Below are 21,195 nucleotides of genomic sequence, written 5' to 3'. Positions count from 1 at the left end.
TGGGAGCGAGCCTGCTCGCGATGGCGGTGGATCAGCTTGCATCTATGTTAGATATGCCGCCGCTATCGCGAGCGGCTCGCTCCCACAAGGTCCAGTGGTGAGCACCCGCTCCCCAATTACCAGAACCGCTGCTGGGTCAGGCGGCTCCACCAACTGAGCAGCACCCGATCCACCGAACCGCTGGCAGCCATGCCGATGCGCTCCTGCAAGCTTTTGCGTTCGGCGTAGTGCAGGTGGTACAGCTCGGCACCCTTGGCGCGTTCGGCCAGGTATTCATCGCTGGTTTTCAGCTCGTCCACCAAGCCCTTGCCCTGCGCTGCGACGCCCAACCAGACCTCACCGGTCGCCACGTCATCGATGGCCAGTTGCGGGCGGTAGTTGGACACAAAGCTCTTGAACAGCTCATGGGTGATGTCCAGGTCTTCCTGGAATTTCTCCCGGCCCTTCTCGGTATTTTCGCCGAACACCGTCAACGTGCGTTTGTATTCCCCGGCCGTCAACACTTCGAAATCGATGTCGTGTTTCTTCAGCAGCCGGTTGACGTTGGGCAATTGCGCGACGACGCCAATGGAGCCCAGGATCGCGAAGGGAGCGCTGATGATCTTCTCGCCGATGCACGCCATCATGTAGCCACCGCTGGCCGCGACCTTATCGATGCAGACCGTCAACGGCACGCCGGCCTGACGGATCCGCGCCAATTGCGACGAGGCCAGGCCATAGCTGTGGACCATGCCGCCGCCACTTTCCAGGCGCAGCACCACTTCATCTTTCGGCGTCGCCAGGGTTAGCAGCGCAGTGATTTCATGACGCAGGTTCTCGGTGGCCGAGGCCTTGATGTCACCGTCGAAATCCAGCACGAACACCCGGGGCTTGGCCGCCGGCTTGTCCTTGTTTTTCTTCCCGGCCTTTTCAGCCTTGCCCTCGGCCTTGCGCAGGGCCTTGAGCTGATCCTTATCCAGCAGCGTCTGTTCCAGGCGCTCACGCAGCCCCTTGTAGAAATCGTTGAGTTTGCTCACCTGCAACTGACCGGTCGACTTGCGCCGCCCCTTGCTGCGCAACGCAGCAAAACTGACCAACACCACCAGGATGGCGATCACCAGCGTCACGGTCTTGGCCAGGAAACCGGCGTACTCGATGAAAAACTCCACAGCAACTCCTTAAATGCAATGCGCCACTGGACGCAGGCGCGTAACGGCCCCAGCATACCCATGCGCCTGCGTCGCGACCAGCCATGAAACCGGTGGTTACCTAAACGCGAGCGAGACAGGACAGGGCTGCAACGAGCATTTCAAACAAGCGTATGTTTTTTCATTGACAGCTCACCGCCATCCCCATAACCTCGCCAAACCTTCAACGTACCGGGATGACGCGGACGTGGGCAGTATCTATCTGATTCGACATGGCCAGGCCTCCTTTGGTGCGAACGACTACGATGTCCTTTCGCCCAATGGCGTGCGCCAGGCGCACGTGCTCGGCAGCCACCTGGCGGAGCTCGGTGTCGTATTCGATCGCTGCCTCTCGGGCGACCTGCGTCGCCAACAGGATACCGCCATCGGCGCGCTGGGCCAGATGTCCGCCGCCGGGTTGCCGGTTCCCGAGCTGGAAATCGACGCCGCGTTCAACGAGTTCGATGCCGACGCGGTCATTCGTGCCCTGCTGCCGGACATGCTCCCCCAGGAGCCCGAGGCGCTGCATATCCTGCGCAACGCTGGGCAGAACCGCGCCGAATTCCAGCGCATCTTCGCACTGATCGTCGAGCGCTGGCTCAGCGGCCGGTATGACCCACCCGGCCTGGAAAGCTGGCTGGGCTTCGTCGAGCGGGTCCAGGCGGGCCTGCACCGCATCCTGGAGCAAGCCGACAACACCCATAAAATCGCCGTGTTCACCTCCGGCGGCACCATCACCGCCCTGCTCCACCTGATCACCCAGATACCGGCCCGACAGGCCTTCGAACTAAACTGGCAAATCGTCAACACCTCGCTCAACCACCTGAAATTCAGGGGCCGCGAGGTGGCCCTGGCATCCTTCAACAGCCATGCTCACCTGCAACTTCTGAAAACCCCGGACCTCATCACCTTTCGCTGAGTCCGGATTACTGTAGACCCTTGCTGTACTACCTAGATAAGGATCGAAACCATGACCTCCGTAGCCGACGCCGTACAAGCCATGAAAGCCAAGTTCAACCCAGCCGCCGCTGCCGGCCTGGACCTGGTATTCGGTTTCCGCCTTGACGACACCAAAAATTTCTCGCTGGTCATCAAGGACGGCACCTGCGAACTGCAGGAAGGTGAAAACCCGGACGCCCAGGTGACCCTGGTGATGGACGGCGAAACCCTGCAAGGCATCGTCGACGGCAGCACCGACGGCATGCAAGCGTTCATGAGCGGCAAGCTGCGCACTGAAGGCGACATGATGCTGGCCATGAAACTGTCCGAGCTGTTCCCAAGCTGAGACGGCGCTCGCGTTCTTCGCGGGCCTTTGATTGCAAACGAATCCCGCCCTCGTGGCGGGATTCGTGTTTTTACCCTCGCCTGATTCTGCGTTGCACGCACAACCTTGATCCCTGTCAGTTGTCGCCCCTCCCCCAGCCGCTAACGTAGCGCCTCCATCAAAGCCAGGGACGGCTCATTGGGAGTCGGCACCTGCTCATCTCAAGGAAGAGAGACTCTTGCCCGCACTGAAGATCATTTTGCTGTCGAGCGCCTTCAACGGCCTGACCCAACGCGTCTGGCTGGACCTGCGCGAGGCCGGCTATCGCCCTAGCGTCGTGCTATTCACCGATCCGGCCTCGGTCTGCCGGCAAATCGAAGAAAGTGGCGCCCATCTGGTGATCTGCCCATTTCTCAAGGACCGTGTCCCCGAGCAGTTATGGCGTAACCCGCGGCGCCCGGTGGTGATCATTTATCCCGGGATTGTCGGCGACCGCGGCACCAGCACCCTGAACGGGGCGATCACTCGGCAGCCCGAGCGCTGGGGGGTCACGGCGTTGCAGGCGGTAGAGCAAATGAACGCTGGCCCAGTCTGGGCCACTTGCGAATTCGACCTGCCTCAAGGCCTGCGCAAATCCGAGCTGTATAGCGGCCCGATCAGCGACGCGGCCATTCGTTGCACCCGCGAAGTCGTGGAAAAATACCTCGACGGTTTCATCCCTGTGCCACTGGACTATGGCCGTCATGACGGGGTCGCACGCCTGCAACCGAAACCGTCCCAGGACCCTTGCACCTTCAACTGGCACGACAGCACCGATTTCATCCAGCGCTGCATCGACGCCGCCGACGGTCAACCCGGCGTGCTCGCGATCCTGGCCGGCGAACAGTTTTACCTGTTCGACGCCCATCCGGACGTTCGCCACGGCCTGCCCGGCGAACTGCTGGCCGTGCGTGACGATGCGGTGTTGGTGGCAACAGGAGATGCAAGCCTGTGGATCGGCGTCTTGCGCCGTAAGCCGCAGCCCGGCGAACAGACATTTAAGTGTCCGGCGCGCCATGTCCTGTCGAACCGGCTCGATGGCGTCCCGGTGCTCGACGGTTCCCTGGCCCACCAGCCGTTCAGCCATGAGCCCTATCAACCCATTCGCTACCGGGAATGCGGCCATGTGGGAGAGCTGACGTTCGAGTTCTATAACGGGGCGATGAGCACTGAGCAATGCCAGCGCCTGGTGGCGGCACTGCGCTGGGCCAAGTCCCGGGACACCCAGGTGCTGTTGATCCGCGGCGGGCGCGGCAGCTTTTCCAACGGCGTGCACTTGAACGTTATCCAGGCTGCCGCCGAACCCGGCCTGGAGGCCTGGGCCAACATACAAGCCATCAATGACGTTTGCCTTGAGTTGTTCAACGCACGGCAACTGGTGGTCAGCGGCCTGACGGGCAACGCCGGGGCCGGCGGTGTGATGTTGGCTTTGGCAGCCGATATCGTGCTGGCGCGCCGTGACATCGTGCTCAACCCGCACTACGCGACCATGGGCCTGTATGGCTCTGAATACTGGACCTACAGCCTGCCCCGCGCGGTCGGTCCGGACATGGCCTGGAAACTCACCCAAGACTGCCTGCCGATCAGCGCCCTCCAGGCGTTGCGCTACGGCATGGTCCAGGAGATCGGACCTCGCTGCCCCGACGAGTTCGGCCTGTGGCTACTGCAACGAGCCAACAGTGCGCTGCTCGACTCGAACTATGAAAGCATTCGGGTCCGCAAGGCCGAACGGAGCCTATCGGCGATCCAGGCGTGCCGCGATGCTGAACTCGCGCAGATGCGACATGACATGGTGGACAATCGCCACGGTTTCGCCGACAAGTGCCGTGGTTTCGTCTTCAAGCACAGGGCCTGCCGCACGCCAGAATGCCTGGTCGCCCCTTGGGCGCGAACAGCACCGGCCCAAGTCATCCAATAGTGCCCGGTATCGGCGAGGCGCGGCAGCTCTTACAATGCCCGCTTACCCCGTATCGGCCTGAACATGGACATCGAGCTCGCCCGCACCTTCCTGGAAATCGTCCGCCACGGCAGCCTCGCTGCAGCGGCCGAAAAGCTGCACGTGACCCAGACGGCGATCACCGCCCGGGTCCAAAAACTCGAAAGCCAGCTCGGCTGCGCGCTGTTCGTACGCAACCGTGCCGGCGCGCGCTTGACCAGCGACGGCGAGGCGTTTGTGGTCTACGCCAACCAGCTCGTGCAGACCTGGGAAGCGGCCCGCCGGGACCTGCCACTGCCCGAGGGCTATCGCAACGTCTTGCACCTGGGGGGTGAGGTCAGCCTGTGCAATCCCTTGATGCTCGCCTGGGCCGGTGAACTGCGCCAGAGAATTCCCGGCCATGCCCTGCGCATGGACATCCGCGACGGCGAGAAACTGCTGCAACAGCTGGAGCTGGGTCTGCTGGACGCGGCGCTGGTGTATCAGCCCGAATACTGGCCGCGCCTGCAGGTCGAACAATTGCTGGAAGAAAAACTCATCCTGATACGCCTGGCCGCCCGTCCCGAGCCCTACGTGTACATCGACTGGAGTGCTGACTTCCGGCGCCAACACGACACCGCGCTACCGGACAAGGCCAAGGCCGCCGTGACCTTCAACCTCGGTCCACTGGCCCTGCAGTACATCCTGGAAAACGGCGGCAGCGGCTACTTCCGCACCCGGGTCGTGCAGAGCTACCTGGACAGCGGCATTCTGGAACGGGTGCCCAAGGCACCGGAATTCAACTACCCCACCTACCTGGTCTACTCCCGCGATCGGGATTCAGCGGCGTTGCAGCAAGCGTTCGAGGTGTTGCGAGAAATCGTCAAGACCGGCAGCGACTGGTCACAGCGCTGGGATCCATTGACCTGACGGATTGTGATGCCGGCCAGCCTGGCGTGAGGTGCGTGTCGTGGCCAGAGATTGCTCCCGCCTGGTAGGAGCTGGCGAAGCCTGCGATCTTTTGATCTTTCTCTTGAGACTCAATCGTCAATGGAAAGATCGCAGCCTCGTTGCACTCGACAGCTCCTACAGGCGAAGCCCCCGCGGCGCCACAAAAGCCCTTCGCAACACGAAGGGCCTTCACAGGTTCGGTCCTGAGGCTACCCCTGCATCTGAGCCACGATCTCGTCCTTGACCAGCAATCGCTTCTTCTTGAGCATCTCCAAAGCATCGTCGGACAGCGCGCCGGAGGACGGTCTCTCGGCTTCGACCACCTCGGCATCAAGTTGGGAGTATTTTTGAAGTAACGAGTCGAGCCTTGGGTTCTCGCTGCGTTTTTGCTGGATGTGATCTTTTGTGCATTTGAGATCCTGGCACAAATCGTGGGACACCGGCATGGAACACCTCCTTCGATGGGTCGGTGGCAGACGCTCTTGCGGCGCCCGTCGATTATCAGGATGGCCTCCTCGACAGGGTTCTGTCGACCGCCAATCCGACCAGCGGTGACCGTTCATCGCACTGGATCGCTTGGCGATCAAACCTTTGCCGGTGCGTCGCCCTCCATTGAACAGAGACGACAAGAATCGCTCGTTCAACTTGTGTGGAGACTTACCTATGGACAGATTCACCCTGCGTCAACTCGGCCTGGCAGTTACCCTGAGTACCAGCATGGGCATGGCATGGGCGGCGACTTCCAACGACTTTGTCGACAACGCGGCGACCGGTGGGATTGCAGAAATCGAGACCAGCAAACTGGCCTTGGAAAAAAGCCAATCGGCGGACATCAAGGAGTTCGCCAACAAGATGATCACTGACCACACCAAGGCCAACGAAGAGCTGAAAGCCCTGGCGCAAAAACATGACATCGAAGTACCCGACGACACCACGCTGATGAAAAAAGCCAAGGCGAAGATTCTCGACGTGCGCGATGAATCCTTTGATGCGGCCTATGCCAACAACCAGGTCAAGGCCCACGAAGAAACCATCGCCCTGTTCAAGAAAGAAGCCGAGACCGTTACCGACAACAAGCACGCTGGCGATACCGAACTCAAGGCGTTCGCCCAGAAGATGCTGCCAGACCTGCAAAATCACCTGGAAGCCGCCAAGAAACTTCAGGCTGCGCATCCAAGCAAGTAGAGCGAGGTACGCAAAAAGCCCGACGCTTGAGGCGGGTTTAATGAGACAGCCTACCTGACCGAGAAACCCGGCAGCTTATACCTGCTGGGTTTTTCTCACGTCCAAACAGCGACTCATTATGAAACTCGTAGCTTTTTTCAACGTCATTGAGCAATGAAGCAACACTGACAGCGAGGCTAAGACAATCAATATGGTCACCGCCTGATCAGCGCCAGTTGGCCACAGACCCAAATACAAACCGGATCCCGAATCGTATCCGCCGAAGAGAACTACGGATGACGAGGTTATGACCCGACAGCAATCACCTTAGGCAGCGAACGCACGCAATGGATAGATGAACACTCACTACTGCGTACACAAACCACCAGCCAGATCCCGGCTACGCTGCAGCGTGCTGCTCTAGGGCTTGCACGAAAAGTCGCCGAGCGGCGATCAGATTGCTCACGGTCAATCACTACTGCCGAAGCCAATGCGTTGTACGAAAAGATCCAATCAGCTTTGCACGAAGGCGCGCCGGGAATGGGGGATCGGATGGACCTGTCAGCACACTCATCAACTCAATAGTCACCCTATTCGCCATCTGCTTTTTATAGGCTAGCCACCATCAGTGTCGATATCCGCGTCAGTACTCTCATCGGATTTCGGCCGATCCGGATCAGGCTTGAAGCCGGGGCTGAAGGCGTTGTCATTGTCCTGATGATGCTGCTTCTGATCGACCTCAGTGGCGGCGCTCTGGGCCTGGTCCGTTCCGGCAGGGCTGACAGGCTCGGCGCTTGAAGGTTTTTCCGGGGCTTGGGGGTCTATGGCCGGATCGTTTCGGGGGGACGGCGTCTGCGCCTGGCCTTGTTGCTGGGTGTTTGCGGGATCGTCGCTCATAGGCACCTCGTTCATGGCTGGGACGGAGGAATGACCGGCCTTGAGTATTCGAAGGTGACACAACGGTTTGAGTTCCATTTTGTTTGGGGTAGCGCGATCAGCCGTCGAGCACACTCCTCACCATCCGAGTCAGCGCGTCCGGGCTGTAGGGTTTGCTCAACAAATGGGTATCGGGGCTCAACTGATGGTTGCGAGAGATGATGTCCCGGGTGTGCCCCGAGGTGAACAGCACAGGAACCGGCGGGTTTTGCACCTTGGCCCAGGCGGCCAGGTCGGAACTCTTGATCAGGCCGGGCATGACCACGTCGGTGAAGATCAGGTCGACCGAGATGCCTTCCAGCAGCAGCTCCATCGCCTCATCGCCGTTGGCGGCCGTGAGGGTCCGATAGCCGGACTGCTCCAGCAGTTCCACCGACGCGTTGCGCACCTCATCGTTGTCCTCCACCACCAGGATCGTCTCTTGCCTGCCGGACTGAAGCACGTCGTGTTGCTCGGTTTCGCCCGCTTCGGGCGCAAGGCTTCGAGGGAAATACATCCGTACCCGCGTGCCCTCGCCCAGGTCGCTGGAGATCTCGATATGGCCGCCACTCTGCTTGACGAACCCGAACACCATGCTCAATCCAAGCCCGGTGCCCTGGCCATCGGTCTTGGTGGTGAAAAACGGTTCGAACACCTGCTTCAGGATGTCGGGCGGCATGCCGGCACCGCAGTCGATCACCGACAGCCGGACATAGTCGCCGGCTGAGATCCCCTTGCCGGCACAGAACGCTTCATCGAGCACGATGTTCTCGCCGATCAGGCGGATGGTGCCCTCGCCGACCATGGCATCGCGCGCATTGATCGCCAAGTTCAACAGGGCGTTTTCCAATTGATTGCGATCAACGTGGATGCACCAGGGCTGCTGGGGCAGGTTCACTTCAATCTGGATGGTTTCGCCCAAGGCCCGCTGCAGCAATTCTCCCATGCCATCGTAGATGCGTCGCGGGTTGTAGACCGCCGGGGACAATGGCTGGCGCCGGGCAAAAGCCAGCAGTTGCGATGACAATTTGGCGCCCCGCTCCACGGCTTCGATGGAGGCACTGACCCGCCGTTGCACGTTGACGTTGTCCCGCTCGTGGCGGGCCAGCAAGTGCAGGTTGCCGGCAATCACTTGCAGCAAGTTATTGAAGTCATGGGCCACGCCACCAGTGAGGCCGCCAATGGCCTCAAGCTTTTGCGACTGACGCAACTGCTCTTCTGCTGTCAACCGCGCCTGCACCTCGTCGGCGACCCGCTGCTCCAGGTCGCGGGTGAATTTGAGCAGCGAAGCTTCGGCTGTCTTGCGTTCATTGATGTCAATCAGCACACCTGGAAAACGCAGGGGCTTACCCGTGGCATCGAACTCACAGCGACCACTGGCCAGCACCCACAGGTAATCGCCGCCCACGCGACGTACCCGATATTCAGCGCTGTAGGGGATGCCCGTGCGCAAGGTCAGTTCGATCCGCTGGTTGACCTCTTCGAGGTCATCCGCATGGATGCGCTGGCGGGCAATTTCGATGGGCAGTGCGTCCAGCGAACAATCGGGTGGGTAGTTGAAGGTACGGGCGAAACGCTCATCACTCGACAGCGTGTCGGCCTGGATGTCCCAGACGAACGACCCCAGCAATGGTCCGGCCGAGAGGGCCAACTGGATGCGTTCGTTGACGGCTCGGTAACTGCGTTCGGCCTCTTGCCGGGCGCGCTCGGTCAACACGAGCTCGGTGGTCTCCACCACAGTCGCCAGCACGCCCGCCGGGGACTGGTCGTCATCGGGCACCGGGCTGTAATAGAGGTCCATCCACACATCTTCAGGCTTGCCATCGCGCAGCAGGACCAGCTCTTTGCTGCGGTAGGACAAGGTGCCGCCGGCCAGGCAGACGTCCAGCACGTGGCGATTGAATTCAGCGACCTCCGGCCAACCCAACTCCACCGCGCACCCCAGCAGGTAAGGATGGCGGCCACCGGCGAACTCGGCATAGGCATCGTTGTAGATCATGAAGCCCTGGCGGCCCCACAACATCACCATCGGCAGAGGCGAAGCCAGCAACAACTGGACGGCGCTGCGCAGGCTGGCGGACCAGTGCTCGATGGCGCCCAACTCGGTCAGGCTCCAATCGAACGCCCGGATACGCCCGGCCATTTCACCGCCCCATCCAGGGCACCCGTGATTTTGGGATAGAAACTGCATGGTCGATTCTGAACCTCAAAATGCCTGCCGGGAGTCGGCATACACAAATCCCTTGCGATCAGAGCTTCGAGCGCTGGGTTGGCGTTTGGTTTCATGGTGATCGGTTTGCGCACGATCCCTGTGCTCAAAGATTGCCCCTGCTTGGCTCTGTAGGAGCTGGCGAAGCCTGCGATCTTTTGATCTTTTGATCTTTTGATCTTTCGCTTGAGATTCAAGTGTCTGGGGAAAGATCGCAGCCTCGTTGCACTCGACAGCTCCTACGGGCGCAGCCGGCGGGAGCAAGCGCCCTCATCGCGAGGGGGATTCAACGGAAATCACGGCTATGCACTTGGATGCCCGCCAGCAATTCGGTCAGGTCGCTCAGGCGCCCGGCGATCAGGTGGCGGACCTCGCCGACGCTTTCCCAGCGCCCGTCGACCCTGAGCAATTGCGAGCCCACCAAGGTCTTGCGCTGGCGCTCGGCCAAGTCGCGCCAGACCACCACGTTGAGGTTGCCGAATTCATCTTCCAGGGTGACGAAGGTCACACCGCTGGCCGTGCCCGGGCGTTGGCGACCGGTGACCAGCCCGGCGACGCTGACGTTGCGGCCATGCTCCACCTCTTGCAGCTCCCGTGAGCTGCGGCAACGCCGGGCGCGCAGTTCGGGACGCAGCAGGGCCAGCGGATGAGGGCCTAGCGTCGTGCCGAGCGTGGTGTAGTCGGCGAACAGGTTTTCCCCCAGCGTGGGTTCTGGCAGGGCCACGGGTGGTTCCTCCTGACTGGGCAAACCGGCGAACAGCCCCAGTTGCTTCTGCACCCCGGCCACCTCCCAGCGGGCACGATGGCGATCACCGGCCAAGCCCTGCAAGGCCCCTGAGTCGGCCAGTTGCGCCTGGGCCCGGGCATCGAGCTGCGCGCGCTCGCCCAAATCGGCCACGTCGCTAAAGGGGCGATGCCGGCGGGCCACTTCGATACGGCGGGCATCCTCTTCGCGAAAGCCCTTGACCATGCACAGCCCCATGCGGATCGCCGGTTGCCGGCCGTCCATGGGCTCGAGGCTGCAATCCCAATCGCTGGCGCGCACGTCCACCGGGCGGATCGACAGTTGATGCCGGCGGGCATCCTGGAGGATCTGGTCAGGGCTGTAGAACCCCATGGGCCAACTGTTGATCAGGGCACAGGCGAACGCCGCCGGCTCGTGGCATTTGAGCCAACTGCTGGCGTAGGTCAGCAAGGCGAAACTGGCGGCATGGGATTCGGGAAAGCCGTAATTGCCGAAACCTTTGATCTGTTCGAAGATTTGCGCGGCAAATTCAGCGGTGTAGCCGTTTTTCTTCATCCCCTGCGCCAGGCGTTCCCGATGGGGTTCCAACCCACCGTGACGTTTCCAGGCAGCCATGGAGCGACGCAATTGGTCTGCTTCACCCGGGGTGTAATCGGCCGCGACGATGGCGATCTGCATGACCTGCTCTTGGAACAAGGGAACACCCAGGGTGCGGTTGAGCACTTCCTTCAACGCTTCAGAGGGATAAGTCACCGCCTCTTCTTTGTTTCTGCGCCGCAGGTACGGATGCACCATCCCACCCTGGATCGGCCCGGGCCGCACGATCGCCACTTCGATGACCAAATCGTAGAACGTCTTGGGTCTCAGCCGAGGCAACATCGACATCTGCGCCCGGGACTCGATCTGGAATACACCGATGGTGTCGGCGCGACTGATCATTTCGTAGGTCGCCCGATCATTCTGGGGCAGCGACGCCAGGGCGTAGCGCTGGCCTCGGTAGTGTTCGATCAGGTCGAAACAGCGACGAATCGCACTGAGCATACCCAAGGCCAGGATGTCCACCTTGAGTAACCCGACCGCGTCCAGGTCGTCCTTGTCCCACTGGATGATGGTGCGCTCGGCCATGGCGGCGTTTTCCACCGGCACCAGGGTGTCCAGGGGTTGCTCGGAAATCACGAAGCCACCAGGGTGCTGGGACAAATGCCGGGGAAAACCGATCAATTGCTGGGTCAGGCTCAGGACCCGGCGCAACACCGGGCTGTCCGGGTCGAAGCCACCTTCACGCAAGCGCTCCACTGGCGGCGCCTCGTCGCTCCAGCGGCCACAGCAATCGGCCAGGGCGTTGACCTGATCCGGCGGCAGGCCCAGGGCCTTGCCCACATCGCGCACCGCCCCGGCGCCGTGGTAACTGCTGACCACCGCCGTCAATGCCGCACGATGACGGCCATAGCGCTGGAACACGTACTGCAGCACTTCCTCGCGACGCTCATGTTCAAAGTCGACGTCGATGTCCGGCGGCTCGTTGCGCTCCCGGGACAGGAAGCGTTCGAACAACAGGCTGGTGAGGCTGGGATCGATTTCGGTGATACCCAAGGCGTAGCACACCGCCGAGTTGGCCGCCGAACCACGCCCCTGGCAAAGAATATGGCGGCTGCGGGCGAAGCTGACGATGTCCTGTACGGTGAGAAAATAGCTGTCATACCCCAGCTCGGCGATCAGGCTCAGCTCCTTGTCGATCTGCACCCGCACCTTGTCTTGCACACCCTTTTTCCAGCGTTCGCGCATGCCGCGCTCGGTCAGTTCCCGCAGCCAGGACGCCGGATCATGCCCCTCGGGCACCAGCTCGCGAGGGTATTGATAGCGCAGTTGACCCAAATCGAAGGTACACCGCCGGGCGATGTTCAGGGTTTCATCGAGCAAGGGGCGCGGGTAGAGATCGGCCAGCGCCTTGCAACTGCGCAAGTGGCGCTCGCCGTTGGGGTACAGACGCTGGCCGGCCTCGGCCACGGTGAGGTGGTGGCGAATGGCAGTCATGGTGTCCTGTAGGGCACGACGGCCACGCACGTGCATGTGCACATCGCCACTGGCCACGGCTGGAAGATTCAAGCGCTCGGCCAGCGCCAACGCGTCTTTCAACTGGCGGCGGTCGTCCTGTGCGCAATGCAACTGGACCGTCAACCACAGGCGCCCGGCAAAGATTGGCTGGAGCCAACGGCCATGTTCCTCGGCGTCTTTGCCCTCGGCGACCCACAACGCCAACAGCCCCGGCAAGGGCTGGTCGAAGTCCTCTCGCACGATGCGGTAGTGGCCCTTCTCGCTGCGACGCCGGGCGCGAGTGATCAGCCTGCACAAGGCTTGATAGCCTTCCAGGTTTTCCACCAGCAGCACCAGTTTCGGACCGTTCTCGACCTGGATTTCGCTGCCGACGATCAGTTGCAGCGCCTGCTCCCTGGCCGCCTGCCAGGCCCGGACGATCCCGGCCAGGGTGCATTCGTCGGTGATCGCCAGGGCCTGATAGCCCTGCTGTCTGGCGCGACGGCACAGTTCCAGGACACTGGAGGCGCCACGCTGGAAGCTGAAGTTCGACAAGCAATGCAGCTCGGCATACTCAACGCTCATGCGAACCAGCCCTGCAGCCACAGCGGACCGCCCTCGCCCACCGTTCGATAGGCCCAGCCTCGTTGTCCGCCGCGGGTTTCGATCAGGTAGTAGTCGCGGCGTACGTCGGCGCCGTCCCACCAGCCAGTCTCGATGCGTTCCGGGCCCATGAGGACTCGCGCCTGGCTGTCCTGCAACACCTGGGCCTCATTTAACAGCCAGCCGGGACGTTGCACGCCATCACGCACTGGACAGGCCTGGGGCCGGGGTTGGGGCGTCATTTGCCAGGCGCATTCAGGTCGATGGTCATCGCGAAACCCCAGGCCCTGCACCGCGTCATCCCCCAGCCGCGCCCGCAGCCGTTCTCGCAGTTGCTCCCAGGGCAAGGACTGTTGCGGGCGCTCGTCGAACAGCTCCAGGCGCTGGGGCACAAAACTCGGCAGGTCCTCGGCACACAGGCGAAACCCCCGCACTGGGGCCGCGACCTGCACCTGTTCCAAGCGACCGCGGGCCAGCTCGAAAAGCCTCGCAGGATCCCGTTCGGCGCTGAGCAGGCCGACCTTGATCTGCGTGTCCGGCAAACCGGCGTGTTCAAGGTGCAGGTCGAAGCGCTGCACGCCGCTGTCGCGTCCGCACAGGAAGGCCGACAAGTCACCGGTCAGCCGGCGTAACGGGAACAGCAGCGCCTGATGGGATTGCACGTCATAGTTGAGTTCGATGCGCACATCGAAACGGTCCGGTGGCAGGTAGAACGACAGCGCCAGGGTGCGACTGCCCGTCAGCGCGTCGAGGTGCTTGAGCACCTGGGCCTCGAAGCGCCGTGCCAGGGCCTGCCGGGGCATGGCCTGGACCTGGCTCAAGCGACGCAGGCCCATGCGCGATAGCGCCGTGGCGACGTCGGGGTCCAGGCCGATCCGCTCCACAGGCATGTCTCCCAGGCATTGTTGCAAGGTCTCGGCGTCGGGCACCACCAGGGCGTCATAGGCATTGGCCAACACCCGCGCCGCCACCGGATTGGGAGCGGCGACGATGCGATGACGAAAACCCAGCTCGGTCAGCTCGGCCCGCAAGCGCGCCTCGAACACCGGCCAGGGGCCGAACAGACCCAGGCTCGACTCGATCTCAAACAGTAGCGTACGCGGGTAATGCACGCTGACCTGGGAGCTGAAACGGTAGGCCCAGGCCGCCAGGAACTGTTGCCAGTGTTCGATTTGCGCCGCGTCGTATTCGGTGGTGGCAAAGCCTTTGCTCAAGGCCTGGGCGGCGGTCATGGTCTGGCCGGGACGCAAGCCCAGGGCCCGAGCCGGCGCATTCACCGCTTGCAGCACCCGACGCTGGGCCGGACCGGTCAGCAATGCCAGGGGCTGGTCGGGATCGGGGCGCTGACGCAGCGCGGCGTCCAGCGCCAATTGCGGGAAAAGAATACAGACCCAGCGCATCGCAACCTCAATGCCCGGTTTGTGGGGCGAGCGTGGCAAAGGCAATCGGCGCCGAACGGGCCAACCCGCCCCGGCACTTGAGCACGCGCAATTGCGCCGGCCGGGTATCGATGGCGATGCGCAGCGCCGCCGGCGACGGGTTGATGGCCTCCTGGATCGAGCGCCAGGCGAACGCCAGGGTCTGGCCGGTTTCCGCTGCCACTTGCAAACGGCGCAATGCCCGGTCATCCGCTTGACGGGGCCAGCACAGCACCGCGCCACAACTGCCCGAACGCAGGCATTGTTCGGTGGCCCACAGGGCATCGCGCTCATCGGCGCGGATCACCGACAACTGTTGCAGGTCGACGCCAGCGTTCTGCCAGGCCTGGGGATAGGGCACGAACGGTGGCGCCACCAGCACGATCCGCTCCCCTGCCGCCGACAGCCGCGCCAGGGTCGGCCACACCAGTTGCAACTCGCCTACGCCCGGCTCGGCGATGAGCAGTTCCGTCAACGCCGCCTCCGGCCAGCCGCCACTGGGCAACGCCGCGTCCAGTGCCCCATGGCCGGTGGGTTGCGGGCTGGCGGCTGGCGGCGCAGGCCGACCCTTCCAGACCTGGCCGCGGTTGAACAGCGTGTCCAGCGCAACGACAGCGCCCATCAGCCTTGCCTCACCAAACCACAGAACACCCCCTCTATCGCCAGGTCCTGGTCGGCCTCGACGATGATCGGCTGGTAGGCCGGGTTGCGCGGCAACAAACGCACCCGCTCGCCAATGCGCTCGAAGCGCTTGATGGTGACTTCACCGTCCAGGCGTGCCACGACAATCTGGCCGTTGGAGGCCTGCGGCGTACGCTGCACACCCACAAGGTCACCGTCGAGAATGCCATCCTCGATCATCGAATCGCCCTGGACCCGCAGCAGGTAATCCGGCGCCTTGGTAAAAATCGCCGGGTCCAGCATCAGTCGGCTGTGGACCTCGGCGTCGGCGCCGATCGGCAGCCCGGCGGCCACTCGCCCCAGCACCGGCACATCCAGCAGCTCGGGCCGTGGTGGCTGGTTCAACAACCGGATACCCCGGGCCTGGTGCGGATTGACTTCGATAAAGCCGGCTTCGGTCAACGCCAGCACATGCTTGCGCGCCACACTGCGGGAGGCAAAACCGAACGCCTCGCTGATTTCAGCGAGGCTGGGAGGCTGGCCCTGACCGGCGATGCGTTCGCGGATGAACGTCAGGATGGCGGTACGGCGGGGAGAGAGAGTCGTCATGGAGTACATTTGTACTCTTCCTGGGTTTTTCTGACAAGCGCCGCCAGTCAGTTCGCAGCTCGGGGCTGCTGCGCTGCCCAGCGGGGCGGTGCGACGTTTCGCTAAATCCCCTCGCCGCAGGCCCATCGTTTGCTTAGCCAACAGCATTCACAGCAGGAACGTATTCAGATGGGGAGCAAGGCTTGCCCACGATGAAGAACCCACGGTCTATCTGGTACCGAGTCGCCTGCTTCGCGGGCAAGCCTTGCTCCCACAGAGTGGCTGACCACAGGGGCATTGCGTGCTCAGGGGAGTAATAACCCTTGCTCGCGTTCGCACAGCTGCACCACGTAATCCCACAGCACCCGCAGTCGTACGGATTTGTGCAGTTCGCGGCGGGTGCTGATCCAGTAGCTGCGGCGGATGGTTTCGTCCGGCAGCAACGGCACCAGCGTCGGATCGCCACTGGCCATGTAGCACGGCAGCACGGCGATCCCCAGACCCGAGCGCGCGGCCTGTTGCTGGGCGATGACACTGGTGCTGTGGAACACCACACGGGGGTTGCGGCAAAAGCTGTTGAGGAACATCAGTTCCTGGCTGAACAGCAGGTCATCGACATAGCCGATCCAGGCGTGGCGGGCCAGGTCCTCGCGGCTGCGCAGCGCTGGCGAGCGGTCCAGGTAGGCCTGGCTGGCGTACAGCGCCAAGCTGTAGTCGGTGAGTTTGCGGGTGACCAGCAGGTCGGCCGCCGGACGTTCGAGGTGAATGCTGATTTCTGCCTCACGGTTGAGGATGCTGACAAATCGCGGCACCGCCACCAATTCCACTTCCAGCCCTGGATAGCGCTGGAACAGCCCGTCCATGCGGCTGGCGAGGAACATGATGCCCAGCCCCTCGGTCACCCCCAGGCGGATCTTGCCCAGGGGTGCACTGGACTGGGTGATGTCCTCCTGGGCCAGCAACGCCACGTTCTCCATGGCTTCGGCGTGCTTGAGCAGCGTCTCGCCGGCCGGGGTCAGTTCATAGCCCTGGGCATGCTGGACAAACAGCGCAGTGCCCAGGCTTTTCTCGATGGCCTCGATGTGCCGGGCCACAGTGGCGTGGGTCGTATTCAGGCGCCGTGCAGCTGTCAGCAGACGCCCGCTGCGTTGCAGCTCCAAGAAATAGCGCAGGTCATTCCAGTCGAACATGAGGCGATCCTTGAACGCGCCTGAAGGCATGGACTGTTTATAAACGCACAGCCGCTGCGCAAAAACTAACATTCTTTTGACGAAAACTAACAACTAGGATGGACCCCACAAAAACAAAAAAGAGGTCGCGAATGCAACCTGTCGTCGATGAATACGATTACGTGATCGTGGGCGCCGGTCCTGCCGGGTGCTTGCTGGCCAATCGGCTTTCGGCCAACCCGCAACACCGGGTGCTGCTGCTCGAAGCCGGCGGGCGCGACAATTATCCGTGGATTCACATCCCGGTCGGCTACCTGTTCTGCATCGGCAACCCGCGCACCGATTGGTGCTTCAAGACCGAAGCACAACCCGGCCTGCAAGGCCGCGCCCTGAGCTATCCCCGCGGCAAAGTCCTGGGTGGTTGCTCCTCCATCAACGGCATGATCTACATGCGCGGTCAGGCGGCGGACTACGACGGCTGGGCCGCCGAGGGCAATTCTGGCTGGGCCTGGGAAGACGTGCTGCCACTGTTCCGCCAGAGCGAAAATCACTTTGCCGGTGCGTCCCAATTCCACGGTGCCAGTGGAGAATGGCGCGTTGAACGCCAGCGCCTGTCATGGCCAATTCTCGATGCGTTCCGCTGCGCCGCCGAGCAGAGCGGCATCCCCAACGTCGACGACTTCAACAGCGGCGACAATGAAGGCTGCGGCTACTTCCAGGTCAACCAGAAAGCCGGAGTGCGCTGGAACGCGGCCAAGGCATTTCTCAAACCGGTTCGCCAACGCAGCAACCTCACGGTGTTGACCGATGTCGAGGTCGACCGCGTGTTGCTGCGTGACGACCGCGCCCACGCCGTCAGCGCGCGCTGGCAAGGCAAGGGCATGACCTTCAAGGCCCGCAAGGAAATCGTCCTGTGTGCCGGCGCCGTTGGCTCGCCGGGCATCCTGCAACGCTCCGGGATCGGCCCGCGCAGCCTGCTGCAACGCCTGGGCATCGGTATGGCGCATGAGCTGCCCGGTGTCGGCGGCAACTTGCAGGACCACCTGCAACTGCGGCTGATCTACCAGTTGGAAAACGCCCGCACCCTGAACCAGATCGCCGGCACCCTGTGGGGCAAGATGGGCATGGGCCTGCGTTACCTGTACGACCGCAGCGGCCCACTGTCCATGGCCCCCAGCCAACTCGGCGCGTTCGCCCGCTCGGGTCCGGAACAGGCCTCGGCCAACCTCGAATACCACGTGCAGCCGTTGTCCCTGGAACGCTTCGGCGAACCGTTGCACAGCTTCCCGGCGTTTACCGCGTCGGTCTGCGACCTGCGTCCGCAAAGCCGTGGCCGGGTGGATATTCGCTCGGCCGACCCGCACGAAGCACCGCTGATCCAACCCAATTACCTGGGCCATCCCGAAGACTTGCGGGTCGCCGCCGACGCCATCCGCCTGACCCGACGCATTGTCGCGGCCCCGGCCCTGAGCGCGTTCAAACCGGTGGAATACCTGCCGGGCTCCAGCCTGCAAACCGAAGAGGAACTGCACCAGGCCGCCGCCCGGATTGGCACGACGATTTTCCATCCGGTCGGCACTTGCCGCATGGGCCAGGATCGCGACGCGGTGGTGGATGCGCAACTTCGTGTCCATGGCATCAAGGGCCTACGCATCGCCGACGCCTCGATCATGCCGCGCATCACCTCGGGCAACACCTGCTCGCCGACGCTGATGATTGCCGAGAAGGCGGCGCAGATGATGCTTGAGGCAGACACAAGAATCACCACCCCCCAAAAGGAGCCGGCCACGGTCTGAAAAACAAGGCCTCCCCTTGTGGGAGCGAGCAAGCCCGCTCCCACAAGGGGAATGTGTTTAAGCAAAGGGAACGTATCAAATCAGGAGACGCCACCCCGGCGTCGCAGTGGAACAACAAAAACAATCACTGTGAGGGATACCGCTATGTCCGAGCATGTTCAGCCCCTGGAAGCCACGCGCAGCGTCGGCACCAGCCAGCAAACCCAGAAAGTCATCTTCGCCTCGTCCCTGGGGACGGTGTTCGAGTGGTACGACTTTTTCCTCTATGGCGCCCTGGCGGCGGTGATCAGCAAGCAGTTCTTTGCCGGGGTCAACGACACCACCGCGTTCATTTTCGCCCTGATGGCGTTCGCCGCCGGTTTCATCGTGCGGCCGTTCGGGGCCCTGGTGTTCGGTCGGTTGGGGGACATGATCGGGCGCAAATACACCTTCCTGGCGACCATCATCCTCATGGGCCTGGCGACGTTCTGCGTCGGCCTGCTACCCAACTACGCCAGCATCGGCATCGCCGCGCCGATCATCCTGGTGGCGTTGCGCATGCTCCAGGGCCTGGCCCTGGGCGGTGAGTACGGTGGCGCAGCAACCTACGTTGCCGAGCATGCGCCGATGGGCAAGCGCGGTTTCCATACCAGCTGGATTCAGTCCACTGCCACCCTCGGGCTGTTGCTGTCGCTGCTGGTGGTGCTGGGTTGCCGCTACTTCACCGGTGATCAGTTCGAAGTCTGGGGCTGGCGCATTCCGTTCCTGCTGTCGATCCTGCTGCTGGGCATCTCCACCTGGATTCGCCTGAGCCTGCATGAGTCGCCGGCCTTCCTGAAAATGAAAGAAGAAGGCAAATGCTGCAAGGCGCCGATCCGCGAATCCTTCGGCAAATGGGAGAACCTCAAAGTGGTGCTGATCGCCCTGTTCAGCATCAACGCCGGGCAAGCGGTGACCTTCTACGCCGCGCAGTTCTACGTGCTGTTTTTCCTCACCCAATTCCTGAAGATGGACCCGGCCCTGGCCAACAGCCTGCTGATTGTCAGTGTGGTGATCGGCGCACCGTTCTTCATCTTTTTCGGCTGGCTGTCGGACAAGGTCGGACGCAAACCGGTGCTGATGATCGGCCTGCTGCTGGCGACGGCGCTGTACTTCCCGATCTTCAAGACCCTGGCCCACTACGCCAACCCGGCCATCGACCAGGCGAGCCGGCAGGCACCGATCACCGTGGTCGCCGACCCGGCCACCTGCACCTTCCAGTTCGACCCGGTGGGCAAGGCGCGTTTCGACAGCCCTTGCGACAAGGTCAAGACCTTCCTGGTCAAACAAGGCCTGCCCTACAGCAGCGTCGCCGCTCCGGCTGGCAGTTCCGTGCAGGTCAACATCGGTGACGTGAAGATCGCTGGCTACGACGAAGCCGCCCTGCGCGGCGCCGTAACCCTGGCAGGCTACCCACAACAGGCCGACACCCAGCAGATCAACCGACCAATGATCGTGGCCTTGATCGTGGCGCTGATTATCATCTCGGCGATGTGCTACGGACCGCTGGCGGCGTTGATGGTCGAACTGTTCCCGACCCGCATCCGCTACACCTCCATGTCCCTGCCCTACCACATCGGCAACGGTTGGTTCGGCGGCTTCCTGCCCACCGTGTCGTTTGCCCTGGTGGTCTACACCGGGGATATTTTCTATGGGCTGTGGTACCCGGTGCTGATCACCGGAGTAAGCCTGGTGGTGGGCATGATCTGCCTGCGGGAAACCCGGAACGTGGACCTGGATAAAAACTGAGGTTGGCGCTTGCTCCCGCCGGACCAAGCCCGTAAAGCGACGTAGCATCTACGTAGCAGCTGGTAGGAGCTGTCGAGTGCAACGAGGCTGCGATCTTCCCCCAGACACTTGAATCCCAAGTGAAAGATCAAAAGATCGCAGGCTTCGCCAGCGCCTACAGAGCGCCTACAGAACCCAGAGCCCAGAGCCCCGCGGGCATCAGGTTGCTCAGATCAAACCCTCAGTGGGTCTGGTGACCTTTCACCGTGCTTTCCACCAGGTCCAGCATCTGTCCTAGCGCCCAAGGTTTGGCGATGAACGAAGCGTGGTGCTTGATTCCAGCACTTTCCGGCGTCTCGAAGCCGGACATGATCAGCAGTGGTATCTGCGGCCAGCGATCTCCGGTCAGGTTGGCCAGGTCCGCGCCATCGATCTTGCCGGGCATAGTGATATCGGTGAGCAACAGGTCGACGTAATGGGCGCTCTCTTCAAGAAACGTCAACGCCGCGTCGGCACTTTCCCGAGGCTCCACGACAAACCCTTCGTCCTCGAGGATTTCGCAGAGAAACTCCAGGATGGTTGGATCATCTTCCACAACGAGAATCAAACGCGTAGTCGCCTGGCCGTTGCCATTTGGCATCGAATTCATGAAAGTGACTCTCCTTGACCTCATAAAACCTTCTTTGCGGCAACAACCGCCTTGAAGTTATGAGCAATCCCCCTGCGAGAAATTCACTCTGTGTGCCAACAGGCCGCCGAATGTCATGCCAGAGCCCTCTTGGCAACGCAGCGCAACGCTTTTATCTGTATATCCATACAGATAAAACTTGCCCTGGCGCGCATCCATGACCA

General features: G+C 62.2%; 17 protein-coding genes. 7 read left to right on the top strand and 10 right to left on the bottom strand.

Annotated features, from left to right (window positions below):
- Positions 1-116 precede the first annotated feature (116 nt).
- Positions 117-1,148, bottom strand: a complete 1,032-nt coding sequence (gene sohB / locus AACY42_RS14305; protein WP_339480174.1) for a protease SohB — start codon at positions 1,146-1,148, stop codon at positions 117-119.
- A 226-nt stretch (positions 1,149-1,374) separates the two neighbouring features.
- On the opposite strand from sohB, the gene AACY42_RS14300 reads away from it, so the two are divergent.
- The 4 genes from AACY42_RS14300 to AACY42_RS14285 all read left to right on the top strand — a co-directional run bounded on the left by AACY42_RS14300 (position 1,375) and on the right by AACY42_RS14285 (position 5,314).
- On the top strand, positions 1,375-2,085 hold the full coding sequence (locus AACY42_RS14300) for a histidine phosphatase family protein (protein WP_339480172.1): 711 nt from the start codon (positions 1,375-1,377) through the stop codon (positions 2,083-2,085).
- A 51-nt stretch (positions 2,086-2,136) separates the two neighbouring features.
- On the top strand, positions 2,137-2,451 hold the full coding sequence (locus AACY42_RS14295; protein ID WP_339480170.1) for an SCP2 sterol-binding domain-containing protein: 315 nt from the start codon (positions 2,137-2,139) through the stop codon (positions 2,449-2,451).
- Between the two features lie 217 nt (positions 2,452-2,668).
- A complete protein-coding gene (locus AACY42_RS14290; RefSeq protein ID WP_339480169.1) occupies positions 2,669-4,387 on the top strand; it encodes an enoyl-CoA hydratase-related protein in 1,719 nt (572 codons plus the stop codon).
- 63 nt (positions 4,388-4,450) lie between these two features.
- A complete protein-coding gene (locus tag AACY42_RS14285; protein WP_339480166.1) occupies positions 4,451-5,314 on the top strand; it encodes a LysR family transcriptional regulator in 864 nt (287 codons plus the stop codon).
- A 230-nt stretch (positions 5,315-5,544) separates the two neighbouring features.
- Here the strand turns inward: AACY42_RS14285 and AACY42_RS14280 are convergent, their stop codons facing one another.
- Positions 5,545-5,781 (bottom strand): YdcH family protein, encoded by a 237-nt coding sequence (locus AACY42_RS14280; protein ID WP_339480165.1) that lies wholly within the window; start codon positions 5,779-5,781, stop codon positions 5,545-5,547.
- Between the two features lie 217 nt (positions 5,782-5,998).
- Here AACY42_RS14280 and AACY42_RS14275 point away from each other — a divergent pair, with 217 nt between their 5' ends.
- Complete coding sequence (locus AACY42_RS14275) at positions 5,999-6,520, top strand: DUF4142 domain-containing protein (protein WP_339480164.1); 522 nt, start codon at positions 5,999-6,001, stop codon at positions 6,518-6,520.
- 594 nt (positions 6,521-7,114) lie between these two features.
- On the opposite strand, the gene AACY42_RS14270 is transcribed toward AACY42_RS14275, so the two are convergent.
- The 7 genes from AACY42_RS14270 to AACY42_RS14240 form a co-directional block, all read right to left on the bottom strand.
- A complete protein-coding gene (locus tag AACY42_RS14270; RefSeq protein ID WP_339480163.1) occupies positions 7,115-7,396 on the bottom strand; it encodes a hypothetical protein in 282 nt (93 codons plus the stop codon).
- Positions 7,397-7,493: 97 nt separating this feature from the next.
- Positions 7,494-9,605, bottom strand: coding sequence for a hybrid sensor histidine kinase/response regulator (locus AACY42_RS14265; RefSeq protein WP_339480161.1), 2,112 nt, complete (start codon positions 9,603-9,605; stop codon positions 7,494-7,496).
- A gap of 304 nt (positions 9,606-9,909) precedes the next feature.
- Positions 9,910-13,008, bottom strand: a complete 3,099-nt coding sequence (locus AACY42_RS14260; RefSeq protein WP_445261547.1) for an error-prone DNA polymerase — start codon at positions 13,006-13,008, stop codon at positions 9,910-9,912.
- Complete coding sequence (locus AACY42_RS14255; protein WP_339480158.1) at positions 12,984-14,405, bottom strand: Y-family DNA polymerase; 1,422 nt, start codon at positions 14,403-14,405, stop codon at positions 12,984-12,986. Before AACY42_RS14255 ends, AACY42_RS14260 begins: the two co-directional genes overlap by 25 nt.
- 7 nt (positions 14,406-14,412) lie before the next feature.
- On the bottom strand, positions 14,413-15,045 hold the full coding sequence (imuA, locus tag AACY42_RS14250) for a translesion DNA synthesis-associated protein ImuA (protein ID WP_339480155.1): 633 nt from the start codon (positions 15,043-15,045) through the stop codon (positions 14,413-14,415).
- Positions 15,045-15,662, bottom strand: coding sequence for a transcriptional repressor LexA (lexA, locus tag AACY42_RS14245; protein ID WP_339480154.1), 618 nt, complete (start codon positions 15,660-15,662; stop codon positions 15,045-15,047). The genes imuA and lexA overlap by 1 nt, the downstream gene beginning before the upstream one ends.
- A 275-nt stretch (positions 15,663-15,937) precedes the next feature.
- On the bottom strand, positions 15,938-16,822 hold the full coding sequence (locus AACY42_RS14240; protein WP_053123328.1) for a LysR family transcriptional regulator: 885 nt from the start codon (positions 16,820-16,822) through the stop codon (positions 15,938-15,940).
- Positions 16,823-16,953: 131 nt separating this feature from the next.
- On the opposite strand from AACY42_RS14240, the gene AACY42_RS14235 reads away from it, so the two are divergent.
- Both AACY42_RS14235 and AACY42_RS14230 read left to right on the top strand, forming a co-directional pair.
- Positions 16,954-18,597: a GMC family oxidoreductase gene (locus AACY42_RS14235; protein ID WP_339480150.1), complete on the top strand. Its 1,644-nt coding sequence runs from the start codon at positions 16,954-16,956 to the stop codon at positions 18,595-18,597.
- Positions 18,598-18,741: 144 nt separating this feature from the next.
- The gene (locus AACY42_RS14230) at positions 18,742-20,364 is read left to right on the top strand and encodes an MFS transporter (RefSeq protein ID WP_339480147.1); all 1,623 of its coding nucleotides are present in this window, start codon (positions 18,742-18,744) and stop codon (positions 20,362-20,364) included.
- A 220-nt stretch (positions 20,365-20,584) separates the two neighbouring features.
- On the opposite strand, the gene AACY42_RS14225 is transcribed toward AACY42_RS14230, so the two are convergent.
- The gene (locus AACY42_RS14225; protein ID WP_339480146.1) at positions 20,585-20,992 is read right to left on the bottom strand and encodes a response regulator; all 408 of its coding nucleotides are present in this window, start codon (positions 20,990-20,992) and stop codon (positions 20,585-20,587) included.
- Positions 20,993-21,195 lie beyond the last annotated feature (203 nt).

This window comes from Pseudomonas sp. RL_5y_Pfl2_73 (genome assembly GCF_963970515.1).
GTDB lineage: Bacteria > Pseudomonadota > Gammaproteobacteria > Pseudomonadales > Pseudomonadaceae > Aquipseudomonas.
This window is presented reverse-complemented; position numbering and strand designations above follow the sequence as displayed.